Below are 12,909 nucleotides of genomic sequence, written 5' to 3'. Positions count from 1 at the left end.
TAGCGGAGGAACAATCATGGGAAAACCAACAGGATTTTTAGAATTTGAAAGAGTGCTTCCGCAGAAAGAATCGGTAGCGAGCAGAAAACAAAATTATCAGGAGTTTGTACACAGCTACTCCGACGAACAACTCAATCATCAAGCAGCACGCTGTATGAATTGTGGCATCCCTTTTTGTCATTCGGGATGTCCTCTAGGGAATGTCATCCCGGAGTTTAACGACGCTGTTTATGACGCTCGTTGGGAGGAAGCTTATAATATATTGGTTTCAACCAATAACTTTCCGGAATTTACGGGACGAATTTGTCCGGCGCCATGTGAATCGGCCTGCGTACTAGGGATCAACAAACCTCCGGTCGCGATCGAAGAGATTGAAAAACACATCATCGAAATTGCGTACAAGAAAAACTATGTACAACCGAATAAAAGCTATATCAAGACGGGTAAGCGCGTAGCGGTAGTAGGTTCTGGCCCTGCTGGATTGGCTGCAGCTGCACAATTGAACAAAGCGGGACATGATGTCGTGGTATACGAACGTGATGATAAAGTCGGCGGTTTGTTACGTTATGGCATTCCAGATTTCAAGCTGGATAAATCGGTCATCGACCGCCGGGTGGAAGTCATGGAACAATCGGGTGTCGTGTTTAAGACAAACGCGGAGGTAGGGGTGAATGTTCCGGCTAACGAATTGCAGGATTACGACGCGGTAGTATTGGCAGGCGGCTCGACCATTCCGCGCAACTTGCCAATTCCGGGACGTGAACTGAAAGGAGTTCACTACGCGATGGAGTTCTTAAAACAGCAGAACAAACGAGTGGGCAACTCTCCTATTGAGGTAGAGGAAATCTTAGCGACGGATAAAAATGTATTGGTAATAGGTGGTGGCGATACGGGCTCCGACTGCGTTGGAACATCCAACCGTCACGGGGCGAAAAGTGTCACGCAATTCGAGCTGATGCCGCAACCACCACAGGAGCGTACCGAAGCGATGCCTTGGCCTACTTATCCGATGTTGTTAAAAACGACGACCTCGCACGAAGAGGGCTGCGAACGTAACTGGGCCGTAAGCACTAAGGCTTTCCTAGGTGATGAGAAAGGGCATGTACGGGCGGCCTTGGTCGTGGATTTGAAATGGGAGACCGATGCTTTGGGTAGACCGACTAAGTTTACGGAAGTAGAAGGATCGGAACGGGAGATTCCATGTGAGCTCGTTACCTTAGCCATGGGATTCTTGCATCCACAGCATGAAGGATTATTACAACAGCTTGGCGTAAAACTGGACGCCCGCGGCAACGTAGAAGCACGAGAGGGCGAATACAAAGCGTCGGCAGATAAGGTTTTCGTAGCGGGGGATATGCGCCGCGGACAGTCGCTTGTGGTTTGGGCGATCTCCGAAGGTCGTGAATGCGCTAGAAAAGTAGATGAGTTCCTAATGGGATACTCGGAACTGGAATGCAAGGATAAAGCAGTTTCGTACGCCTAGTTATAGAATTACTTATTTAAAACAACGAAGCCGGACAGTGTCCGGCTTCGTTGTTTATTAATGCAATTTTCGGTTGATTATTCTTTTCTCCCGGTTTTCGATCTTGATTTTCACGTAAGGATACACGAAGACCGCTCCTAAAATAATCAATGCTCCGATATAGAATCCGAGACTCATCGTTTCTTGTTGGCCAAATATAAGTACGGCCAAGATAATACCGTAGATGGGTTCCATATTCGTGGTCAGCGCGACGGTGAAAGCGCTGAGCTCTTTCATCACCGCAACGCCCAACACGTAGGCAACGGCAGTACAGACTACACCAAGTAGCAAAATATACGCCCAGTCGGCGTCCTGTAGCCACATTTTTTCATTGAAATCGCCCATGAAAACCATGATCAGGGAGACCCAGAAAAATGCGCCCAGCATCTCGTAAAATGTAATCACGGTAGGGCTGGTCGATTTCACCATGCGGGCATTGAGGATGGAAAAGATGCTAGCGCACAAGGCCGCAGCTAGCCCAAATACGATTCCCCATACATACTGAAACTCAAATTTAAAGATCAGGTAGATCCCCAAGATGATAATCAGCCCGATCGCCACATCGGCTTTCGATATTTTCTTCCGGTTGATCAGCGGTTCCAGGATGGAGGTAAAGAGGGTCAACGAGGATAGGGTTACAAGCGTAACCGAGACGGTGGAAATCTTGATAGAATGAAAAAACAAGACCCAGTGTACGCCCACAACACCTCCTACCATCAGAAACTGTAGCAGTTTTTCCTTCGTAACGTGTATCGATTTCTGTGTGAAGATAAAATACACAAAAAGGGAAAGCGCTGCAATCAGTACACGGTACCAAACCAAATGTACGGCGGATATAGACAAAAGACCGCCCAATACGCCGGTGAATCCCCAAATCAACACGGTGAAATGTAGGATCAGAACATTTTTATTTTTCACTATTTCGGTGCTTTATATTTAAGCCAAAGGGCCAGGATCAAAAACAAGATGTTCGGGATCAAGATGGCAATCAAGGGCGGTAAGCCGCCTTTGAGGGAGAACATCGTCGAAAACTGAACCAGTACCAGGAAAGTAAAACTCAAGGCAATACCTATCCCCAGACTCAACCCTATACCGCCGCGGACCTTTTTGGAGGACAGCGACACGCCCATCAGTGTTAATATATAGGCGGAAAAGGGGCCGATGTAACGCTTGTATTTTTCCAGCAGCAAATCGGTCATCATGCCGGTTCCGCGGGTTTCTTCTTTGGCGATCCGCTGATTGAGTTCGTGGGTGTCCATCGCTGTGAAAACATTGTCGTAGGTTTCGAAATCACGCGGGAGCATATCTAACGTGGTATCCCGGTCTGCCCCCTGCTCCATCCTTTCGTTCAAACCATCGATAATCCGCACGGTATAGTCTTTTATTTTCCACTTAGTGGCTACAGAATCCCAAGTGATACTTTGTGCCATCAACTTCTCCGTCAGGCGGTCGCCATCAAATTTCTCCAGCGAAAAATTATAGCCTATATTGCGTTTGGTATCAAAGTTATCGATGTACACATAGGTATTGGAATCAATCTGCATATGCGTAGACATCGTGGAGGTACTGATCTTATGTGGTTTTACGTACACATTTTCAAAATTCACCTTAACCTTATTGGTATAGGGGATAATCCATATATTGGATACTAAGGTGAATAAAAAGATAATACTGGCGGCAATCATATAGGGCCGCAGAAAGCGGTTAAAACTCATGCCACCACTCAAAATAGGCACTACTTCCGTTTGATCTGCCATTTTGGAGGTAAAGAAAATAACCGCAATGAAGTTGATCAGCGGCGTGAGCATGTTCAGAAAAAAGGGAATGCTACCTAATGCATAATATTCCAGAAATACCTTCGACATGGGAGCCTTATATTTAAGGAAGTCATCCAGCTTCTCCGATACGTCAAAAACGACGATCACAATAATAAAAATACCGACCGTGAACACAAAGGTGCTCAGGTATTTCTTAATGATATAACGGTCGATAATGTTCATTACTTACAATCGCTGTCCTAAAACTTTCACCATTTTTTCTTTCCATGTATAAAACGTGCCTTCGATAATTTTTTCGCGGGCTTGTTTCACTAGCCACAAGTAAAAATGGAGATTATGTAATGACGCAATTTGCGCACCTAAAATCTCCTGTGAGCGAATTAAATGCCGTAGATAGGCTTTTGTATGGATTTGGTCGACCAATAGGTCGCTTTCTGCTTCGATCGGCGAAAAGTCGTCCTTCCATTTTTCGTTCTTAATATTAATGATACCGTTTTGGGTAAACAGCATCCCGTTGCGGGCGTTACGCGTCGGCATCACGCAATCAAACATATCGATACCCAACGCTATATTCTCCAATATATTAATTGGTGTACCTACCCCCATCAGGTAACGGGGTTTTTCTTGCGGCAGGATGTTGGTAACGACTTCGGTCATCGCATACATCTCTTCGGCAGGTTCGCCCACCGACAATCCGCCGATGGCATTTCCGTCCCGATTGAAAGAGGCGATTACTTCTGCCGATTTCTCCCGTAAATCTTTATATACTGAACCTTGGACAATCGGGAACAAGGTCTGCTCATAGCCATACAGTGGCGCGGTACTATCAAACTGATCGACACAGCGCTTTAACCAGCGGTGAGTCATATCTAAGGACTTTCGGGCGTAACTGTACTCGCAGGGATAAGGGGTACACTCATCAAATGCCATGATGATATCCGCGCCGATAATACGCTGTGTATCCATCACATTTTCGGGTGTAAATAAGTGTTTCGAACCGTCGATATGGGAACGGAACGTAACGCCTTCCTCCCGGATTTTACGCACTTCCGTCAAGGAATAGACCTGATACCCGCCTGAATCAGTTAATATGGGTCCGTCCCAATGGTTGAACTTATGCAGACCGCCTGCTTTATGTAAAACATCCAAACCAGGACGTAAGTATAAGTGGTAGGTATTCCCCAAAATAATCTGCGCCTGGATATCCTGCACCAGCTCGTGCTGATGTACCGCTTTGACCGTCCCTGCTGTACCAACAGGCATGAAAATAGGTGTTTGGATATTCCCGTGTGCAGTTTCTAAGACGCCGGCGCGCGCCCTAGATGCTTTGTCCTCTGCCTGAAGTGTAAATTTCATATATTCATGCAAATTTAGAATAAAATTGTCAGTAAAAGAACGAGACAATGTATCTTTGGCGTTTTATATGACGATATTAGAACCACTCTTACCCTATCTTCCATATACACCACTAGGCGTACTGGGTATTCTACTGCTCTTCCAGCTGTATTATATTTATTTTGTATATGGGAAATTAGCTTTCTATACGACCAAATCTTTTCGGGAGGCACCGCAACAACATCCGGTTAGTGTGATTGTATGCGCGCACAATGAGGAAAAAAACTTACAGGTATACTTACCGCAGTTATTGGAACAGGATTATCCGCTTTTTGAAGTGGTATTGGTCGACGACTGCTCAGACGACGAGAGCAAATGGCTGCTCAAAGAGTTTGCATCCCGATATCCGGAACGGCTTAAGATCGTGGAAATCAAGGAGCATATTCGCCTGAAACACACTAAAAAATTCGCAGTTACCATGGGGATCAAGGCTGCAAAATATGAACATCTTGTTTTCACCGATGCCGATTGCCAACCGGCAGGTCCCTTTTGGTTGGCAGAGATGGCTGGGGCATTCGCGCAGGAGAAAGAAATCGTCTTGGGTTACTCGCCTTACTTCAGGTATCCGGGATTATTAAACAGGTTGATCCGATTTGAAACTACCCATACAGCGATGAGCTACTTATCTTACGCATTACGCGGAAATGCCTACATGGGCGTGGGTCGGAATCTAGCCTATACGAAGTCTCTTTTTTATAAAGGAAAGGGCTTTAACAAACATATGCATATCAAATCGGGAGATGACGATCTTTTTGTCAACCATAATGCGACGCGTACGAACACCGTTATTTCCCTACACCCCGATGCACACATGTTATCGGTACCGAAAGAGACCTGGAAAAGCTATTACAAACAGAAAGCTCGCCATTCGGGCGCCTCGACACTTTATAAAAGCAGACATAAACGTATGCTGGCTACCCAGTTGCTGTCTGCGCTGTTGTTCTACCTGTTACTTACGGTGTGCCTTGTAGCATATCCGGCATGGTGGTACATCCCCCTCGGCATGTACGGCCTACGCCTGCTGAGTCAGTTTTTAATTTTCAACCGGGTATACCGTAAGCTACAGGTGCGGGATCTACTTATTTGGTTGCCTCTATTGGACGTATGCTATTATTTCTATATTTGCATCAACGGTCTGTTTAACCGGGGTAAGAAACAAACATCATGGTGATGAATACGCATATGAATCCTAACGTCGATATCATTTTCAAATACTTTCCGAACTTAACGGAAAAACAAAAACAGCAGTTTGCACAGTTGGCGGAGATATATCCTTTCTGGAATGATCAAATCAATGTAATCTCTAGAAAAGATATTGATAGCCTATATTTAAAACATGTGCTGCATTCGCTCGGTATTGCCAAGTTTATCCAGAAGTTTACACCGGGTACGCGCGTGCTCGATGTAGGCACGGGGGGCGGATTTCCGGGCATACCACTAGCCATTATGTTCCCGGACGTGCATTTTCATTTGGTCGACGCTATCGGCAAGAAAATTAAGGTGGTACGGGAAGTGGCAGCGGCTATCGGACTGGAAAATGTAGAAGCAGATCATATGCGGGCGGAGCAACTGGATGGCAAATATGATTTTGTGGTATCCCGTGCGGTAACGCGTTTGGGAGAATTTACTTCCTGGATCCGGAACCGTTTTGAGAAGCAGGACCGGAATGGTATTCCCAATGGTATTATCTACCTAAAAGGGGGTGATCTGCGGGAAGAGATTAAAGAATCGCGGCTCAAAGCAGAGCTGCACCCGTTATCGTCTTATTTTAAAGAAGACTTCTTTGATACGAAATATGTGGTCTATGTGACCATGTAACTATGCTGGCCGGCAGCCAGCCATCACTGGTTTGCTTGATCAATGTGCTGCCCCAGCAAATTCACCTCTTCATCCATTCCAAATAAGGGCAACTCGGTTTCAGGATTCAACTTTAACCAGGAGGTCTCGGTATCCCGTATAATCTTCACGTATTCTTTGCCTTCTTTGAAAACAAGGTACACATCTTTCTCTTCGGGAAAAACGGAATATACGATGTTTCCAATCTCGATATCAAAGGGTTCTTGAGCACCTTGTAATTCCATGGCTTTTTTCTGTCTATTTGTGTGTTAAGTAAATCTTGAACCTTACCATGCCACTGCGCGTGCAGCAGGAGGGTTCGAGAACGTTTTAATTTTAACCAAAGTTAGGGTTTTTATATAAAATTCCTTAGTTTTAGGTTTCTGAATTATGAACATGCTCAAACAAATAGCCCTTACTAAGATTAAAGGGGTAGGCGCCAAGACGGCGCGTACCTTACTGGAACATTGTGGTTCGGTGGACAATATTTTCGAAGCGAAAAAAAAAGAACTACTTGCTATTCCCTATATCCGGAACGCAACCGTAGACGCCATTCTTTCTAAAAATTCACTAGCTGAGGCCGAACGCGAGCTGGCTTTCATCGAAAAACACCATATCCAAGCCCTATGGATAGAAGACAACAATTACCCCAGACGACTCCGGGAGTGCGAAGATGCTCCGCTTTTGTTGTATTACAAAGGGTCCGCTGATTTAAACCCAGAACGATGCGTCAGTATTGTGGGTACGCGAAATGCGACCGCCTATGGAAAACGGATTTGCGAAGAGTTGCTTTCGGCGTTGCAGGATTATGGGGTACAGGTGGTAAGTGGACTGGCGTATGGAATAGATATACAGGCGCATCGGCTGGCACTCCGACATCATATACCGACGATCGGCGTACTGGGGCATGGACTCGATCGAATATATCCGGCTGTTCATCGGGATGCAGCCTCTCGCATGCTGGAAAACGGCGGCCTACTTACCGAGTACGCGTCGGAGACGATCCCGGACCGCAACAATTTCCCAGCTAGAAACCGCATCATCGCTGGCCTAGCCGACGTTACCGTGGTCGTCGAGGCAGCAAAAAAAGGCGGCGCACTGATTACGGCAGAAATTGCTAACAGCTATAACCGAGATGTATGTGCTTTTCCTGGGGGGATAGATCAGGAGTATTCTGCCGGCTGCAATTATCTCATTAAAACACATCGGGCACATCTCATCCGGCATGCGGAGGATCTGGCCTACCTCATGGGTTGGGAAAAATCCGTTCCGGTTAACAAGGAAGGAATACAGTTGCCGCTGTTGACAAACCCACTAAGCAAAGATGAACAACAGGTTTATCATTTTCTGAGCGAACGGGAGCAGGCTTCTGTAGATGAGATCGCGCGTCATTTGGATTGGCCCCTGAGTAAATTAGCCTTTCTATTACTAGGAATGGAAATGAATAACATCGTCCTTTCTTTACCCGGGAAAATATACCGGATACTATAAAACAGGCACGTCGAGATTATTTATAACTGAAAGTCAAGCCCGTAGGTAATGGTTCATAAAAAGTTTTCCCGGAAACGATTTTTTTACTACTTTTGTGGCAGGCAAGTCTCCTACGACCAGCTCCCTTTGACTCCCCCAGGTTGGGAACAAAGCAAGGGTATTAGGTTGAGCGGTGCGATAGGAGTAGCTTGCCTATTTTTTTTTCTTTCTTCTTCTTTTTACTTCCCTAATTTCATCATTCCTTTATTTTTTAAATTAAATATTGATTGTAGGTTGCTACTATCGGTAATTTTTTCCCCTTGGCATTCGTGAATGCTAGGCATTTTATCTAAGTTTGTAATCCGAATTATCGTGATCTTATGAGTTGGTTTAAAAGAAACAAGGCAGGAATCAGTACTGCGACCGAAAATAAAAAGGAAGCGCCTGACGGCATGTGGAATAAATGTCCAAACTGCAAAAAGCCGCTATTGAACAGCGAACAAATTGAAAATCAATATGTCTGTCAATATTGTGATTACCATATCCGTATTGGCTCTGCAGCCTATTTTTCTATCCTTTTCGACAACAACAATTACACCGAGCTATTTGAAAATTTGACATCGGGAGATCCGCTTCAATTTGCTGACACGAAACCCTACCCGGTCCGCTTAGCGGATAGCCAGGCGAAAACGGGTTTAAAAGATGCTATCCGTTGTGCGCAGGGCAAGATGAATGGAGCAGATATCGTGATTGCCTGTATGGATTTCACGTTTATCGGCGGGTCGATGGGATCGGTGGTTGGCGAAAAAATCGCGCGCGCTATTGATTATTGTATTGCCCATAAAATCCCGTTCATGTTGATATCGAAATCTGGCGGGGCACGCATGATGGAAGCAGCGTTTTCTTTGATGCAAATGGCGAAAACATCAGCAAAATTAGCCTTGCTAGCGCAGGCCAAAATACCTTATGTATGTTTATTGACTGATCCGACGACGGGGGGAGTAACGGCTTCCTATGCGATGCTGGGTGATATTAATATTGCTGAACCCGGCGCGTTGATTGGATTTGCTGGTCCGCGTGTAATTAAGGAAACAATCAAAAAAGATTTGCCCAAAGGCTTTCAAACATCAGAATTTGTATTGGAACATGGTTTCCTAGATTTTATTGTAGACCGACGGAATCTTAAAGATAAAGTATCGAGTTATTTACGATTGGTTAAATAGGGAAAAACCTTATGACGGCATATAACGAAGACAGTATACGTTCCTTAGATTGGAAAGAACATATCCGTCTACGTCCGGGTATGTATATCGGTAAGTTGGGTGATGGCTCTGCTTATGATGATGGCATCTACGTCTTGCTGAAGGAGATTGTCGACAACTCGATTGACGAGTTTGTCATGGGAGCTGGAAAAACCATAGAAATCACCGTACACGATAATAAAGTGGCTGTACGGGATTATGGCCGCGGTATTCCGATCGGCTCGGTGGTGGACGTGGTTTCGAAAATCAATACCGGCGGTAAGTATGATAGTAAAGCTTTCCAAAAATCTGTGGGACTAAATGGTGTGGGTACAAAAGCCGTTAATGCGCTTTCCGATCAGTTTACCGTGCAATCATACCGACAGGGGATTACGCGTATCGCGCAATTTCAGCGTGGCGAATTGGTAAACGACGAGCAGAAAGAAACAACGCAACGAAACGGCACCGCAACAAGTTTCTATCCGGATGAGACTATTTTCCGAAATTATAAGTTCCGCACGGAGTTTGTTGAAAACATGATATGGAATTATGTATTCCTTAATTCGGGGCTGACTATCAGTTTCAACGGACAAAAGTTTGTTTCGGAAAACGGTTTAAAGGACTTGCTGGAGCGCAATATTGATGCGGAGTCTATGCGTTATGGTATTATCCACTTGAAGGGAGAGGATATTGAAATAGCGCTGACCCATGGACAACAGTATGGCGAGGAATACTATTCGTTTGTCAATGGACAACATACCACACAAGGTGGTACACACCAAGCGGCTTTCCGTGAAGCGATCGTTAAGACCATACGCGAATTTTATAAAAAAGAATTTGATGCATCCGATATACGCTCCTCCATTATTGGCGCCATTGCCATTAAAGTGCAGGAGCCGGTATTCGAGTCGCAGACGAAAACAAAACTCGGTTCGCAAAACATCGGACCGGACGGTCCAACCGTACGTACGTTCATCAACGATTTCGTAAAGAAGGCGCTGGATGACTATCTGCATAAAAACGCGGCTACGGCAGAGGCCCTGTTAAAACGTATTTTGCAATCGGAGCGGGAGCGAAAAGATATTGCTGGCATTAAGAAGTTGGCTAATGAGCGTGCTAAAAAAGCTTCTTTACATAATCGAAAACTCCGCGACTGCAAGATTCACTTTAATGACAAAAATGAACGCAACCAAGAAACAACCTTGTTTATTACCGAGGGAGATTCTGCGAGTGGCTCCATTACAAAATCACGGGATGTACAGACCCAGGCGGTGTTCAGTTTGAAAGGTAAACCGCTCAATTCCTACGGCATGTCGAAGAAGATTGTCTATGAGAATGAGGAATTTAATTTATTGCAACACGCGCTGAATATCGAGGACGGACTGGATGGCTTACGGTATAATAATATCGTCATCGCGACGGATGCGGATGTCGATGGTATGCATATCCGTTTGCTGCTGCTCACCTTCTTTTTGCAATTTTTCCCAGATCTGGTGAAGGCGGGGCATGTATCTATTTTGCAAACACCCCTATTCCGGGTGCGCAATAAAAAGGAAACAATCTACTGCTACTCGGACGAGGAACGCCAACGAGCAATTGCTAAATTAGGAGGTAAACCAGAAATCACCCGCTTTAAAGGCTTGGGTGAAATATCTCCGTCTGAATTCGGACTTTTCATTGGTAAAGATATGCGGTTAGACCCCGTTATTCTATCGAAAGAGAATAAACTACCGCAATTACTGGAGTATTATATGGGTAAAAACACGCCCGACCGACAAAAACATATTGTTGAAAACCTCCGTATCGAAATCGATCTAGAAGAAGAACTTGCGAAAGCTGCTGTTGCGTCTTAAAAAACGCGACAGTTTTTATGATAACATAAATAATGAACAACCAAACCTTAATATTAATCCAGTGCCAAGATGCAGTGGGCTTGGTCGCCAGTGTGGCTCAAGTAATCGCTAAGCATCACTTGAATATTGTCACAATGCGTGAGTTTGTGGATGAAGAAAACCGAAAATTCTTTGTCCGTGTGGTATGCAGTGGCGTACCCGCTGAAGCCTCCTTACTACAACAGGATCTGGAGATCAACTTGCCTGCCGGTGCTCAGGTTTCCATCAACCCGGCCCGCGAAAAGAAGATTGTTATTTTGGTTACTAAAGAGCATCATTGCCTGGCGGATATCTTAGTTCGCCATTTTTTCATGACACTGAATGCGTCTGTACAAGCCGTTATCGGAAACTATGAAGTGCTGAAGGAGTTTACAGAAAAATTCGATATTCCCTATCATTATGTTTCGCACGAAGACAAAAGCCGAGAAGCGTTTGAACAAGAGCTGGCAGAAACGATTATGCCCTATCAAACGGATTATATCGTCCTAGCGAAGTTTATGCGGATCCTCTCTCCTACTTTCGTGGCGAAATTTGAGAATAAGTTGATCAATATTCACCATTCTTTCCTTCCGGCATTTATCGGTGCTAATCCCTACCGGCAGGCGTATAAACGGGGGGTGAAGATTATCGGGGCAACGGCGCATTATGTCACGAACGACCTCGATGAAGGTCCTATCATTGTGCAACGTACGAAATCGATCAACCACAGCTACGATGTGCCTGACCTGGTTACCGCCGGGAAGGAAATCGAAAAAGCGGTGCTCAGCCAAGCGATTCAGTTACTGACGGAAGACCGAGTGATGCTACAGGGTAATAAGACCATTGTTTTCGAGTAAATAGCTGGCTTTTGGCATTCGTTTTGCAATCTATATCATATACAAAATCTAGTTTTGATATGAAAACAATATTATTTACTGGCTTAGCCGCTTTGGCATTTTTAAGCTCCTGTGAAAGTGATGACTCTAAAACAAATAGAACTCCGGTATCGGTAAAGATAACGGACGCACCCGGGCGATATGATGCCGTATTGCTCAATATCGATAAGATTGAGATATTGACGAGTAACGGGCGTACAACTCTTGATGTTGACGACAATGAACCTTTCGACATTTTAGAATTCTCGATGGGTAAAGACACGTTGTTAGCCAATGAAACGGTAGCTTCGGGCCGCTTGCAAGAAGTCAGATTGATATTGGATGATGAAGGCAATGAAATTATCGTCGACGGTGAACATCACCCGTTGTTCACCCCAAGCGGGCAAAGTTCTGGTGTTAAAATTAAAGTACATGACGAATTAATTCCTAACGTAGCGTACACCCTTTTGTTGGATTTTGACGTCGCGAATTCCATTGTACAACAAGGTAATGGCGAATATAGCCTAAAACCCGTCGTTCGGGCAATACCGGAGGCTGTTTCGGGGGCTATACACGGTGTGGTCATGCCTTTGGACGCTGCGCCCAAAACATATATTGTAGTTGATGGTGAGCGTATTGGTGCCGTTACAAATGCAGATGGCAAGTTTTACTTTCCGGGTGTAGAAGACGGGACATACACCATTATTATCGAACCTGAAAATGATGCATATGAGAATAGTACCATGGAAGGGGTTATCGTCGAAACAGGTATTGCGAAGGATGTAGGCACGATTACGCTCGATCTAACTTCTTGATAATATTTTGAAATAGCATTCGGGTTCTATTCATGCCATCGAATAGTGGCCCGGATGCCGTCTTTATCCTCGTCCATCGCAATATTCGACTTTTTGTCAAAAAATG

At 44.9% G+C, this 12,909-nt stretch carries 12 protein-coding genes and 1 other RNA gene; 9 read left to right on the top strand and 4 right to left on the bottom strand.

All coding sequences use genetic code 11. From position 1 onward, the window contains the following. The first annotated feature begins 16 nt into the window (after positions 1 to 16). The gene (locus tag LKO28_RS11320; RefSeq protein ID WP_227694981.1) at positions 17 to 1,483 is read left to right on the top strand and encodes a glutamate synthase subunit beta; all 1,467 of its coding nucleotides are present in this window, start codon (positions 17 to 19) and stop codon (positions 1,481 to 1,483) included. A gap of 57 nt (positions 1,484 to 1,540) precedes the next feature. On the opposite strand, the gene LKO28_RS11315 is transcribed toward LKO28_RS11320, so the two are convergent. Genes LKO28_RS11315 through tgt form a run of 3 tightly spaced genes read right to left on the bottom strand, consistent with a single transcriptional unit; the run spans position 1,541 to position 4,656 of the window. Beyond that, the gene (locus LKO28_RS11315) at positions 1,541 to 2,443 is read right to left on the bottom strand and encodes an EamA family transporter (RefSeq protein WP_227695125.1); all 903 of its coding nucleotides are present in this window, start codon (positions 2,441 to 2,443) and stop codon (positions 1,541 to 1,543) included. Further along, positions 2,440 to 3,522, bottom strand: coding sequence for an LptF/LptG family permease (locus LKO28_RS11310; protein WP_227694980.1), 1,083 nt, complete (start codon positions 3,520 to 3,522; stop codon positions 2,440 to 2,442). The genes LKO28_RS11315 and LKO28_RS11310 overlap by 4 nt, the downstream gene beginning before the upstream one ends. A gap of 3 nt (positions 3,523 to 3,525) precedes the next feature. Then, complete coding sequence (tgt, locus tag LKO28_RS11305; protein ID WP_227694979.1) at positions 3,526 to 4,656, bottom strand: tRNA guanosine(34) transglycosylase Tgt; 1,131 nt, start codon at positions 4,654 to 4,656, stop codon at positions 3,526 to 3,528. Between the two features lie 67 nt (positions 4,657 to 4,723). On the opposite strand from tgt, the gene LKO28_RS11300 reads away from it, so the two are divergent. Together LKO28_RS11300 and rsmG are read left to right on the top strand one after the other, a co-directional pair. Then, a complete protein-coding gene (locus LKO28_RS11300) occupies positions 4,724 to 5,866 on the top strand; it encodes a glycosyltransferase (RefSeq protein WP_227694978.1) in 1,143 nt (380 codons plus the stop codon). A gap of 11 nt (positions 5,867 to 5,877) precedes the next feature. Beyond that, positions 5,878 to 6,513 (top strand): 16S rRNA (guanine(527)-N(7))-methyltransferase RsmG, encoded by a 636-nt coding sequence (gene rsmG, locus LKO28_RS11295; protein WP_227695124.1) that lies wholly within the window; start codon positions 5,878 to 5,880, stop codon positions 6,511 to 6,513. Between the two features lie 23 nt (positions 6,514 to 6,536). Here rsmG and LKO28_RS11290 read toward each other — a convergent pair whose 3' ends face one another. Beyond that, positions 6,537 to 6,776, bottom strand: coding sequence for a hypothetical protein (locus LKO28_RS11290; RefSeq protein WP_227694977.1), 240 nt, complete (start codon positions 6,774 to 6,776; stop codon positions 6,537 to 6,539). Between the two features lie 145 nt (positions 6,777 to 6,921). On the opposite strand from LKO28_RS11290, the gene dprA reads away from it, so the two are divergent. The 6 genes from dprA (at position 6,922) to LKO28_RS11260 (ending at position 12,803) form a co-directional block, all read left to right on the top strand. Then, positions 6,922 to 8,022, top strand: a complete 1,101-nt coding sequence (gene dprA / locus LKO28_RS11285) for a DNA-processing protein DprA (protein WP_227694976.1) — start codon at positions 6,922 to 6,924, stop codon at positions 8,020 to 8,022. A gap of 99 nt (positions 8,023 to 8,121) precedes the next feature. Continuing rightward, an RNA gene (gene ffs, locus LKO28_RS11280) (signal recognition particle sRNA small type) lies at positions 8,122 to 8,219 on the top strand. Positions 8,220 to 8,381: 162 nt separating this feature from the next. Then, on the top strand, positions 8,382 to 9,224 hold the full coding sequence (gene accD / locus LKO28_RS11275; protein ID WP_227694975.1) for an acetyl-CoA carboxylase, carboxyltransferase subunit beta: 843 nt from the start codon (positions 8,382 to 8,384) through the stop codon (positions 9,222 to 9,224). Between the two features lie 11 nt (positions 9,225 to 9,235). After that, positions 9,236 to 11,095: a DNA topoisomerase IV subunit B gene (locus LKO28_RS11270; protein ID WP_227694974.1), complete on the top strand. Its 1,860-nt coding sequence runs from the start codon at positions 9,236 to 9,238 to the stop codon at positions 11,093 to 11,095. 32 nt (positions 11,096 to 11,127) lie between these two features. Further along, complete coding sequence (gene purU, locus LKO28_RS11265; RefSeq protein ID WP_227694973.1) at positions 11,128 to 11,970, top strand: formyltetrahydrofolate deformylase; 843 nt, start codon at positions 11,128 to 11,130, stop codon at positions 11,968 to 11,970. A gap of 59 nt (positions 11,971 to 12,029) precedes the next feature. After that, complete coding sequence (locus LKO28_RS11260; RefSeq protein ID WP_227694972.1) at positions 12,030 to 12,803, top strand: DUF4382 domain-containing protein; 774 nt, start codon at positions 12,030 to 12,032, stop codon at positions 12,801 to 12,803. Positions 12,804 to 12,909 lie beyond the last annotated feature (106 nt).

It is taken from the genome of Sphingobacterium sp. FBM7-1 (genome assembly GCF_020687765.1).
Classification (GTDB): domain Bacteria; phylum Bacteroidota; class Bacteroidia; order Sphingobacteriales; family Sphingobacteriaceae; genus Sphingobacterium.
The sequence above is the reverse complement of the archived record's forward strand: the minus strand, read 5'-3'. Positions and strand labels throughout refer to the sequence as shown.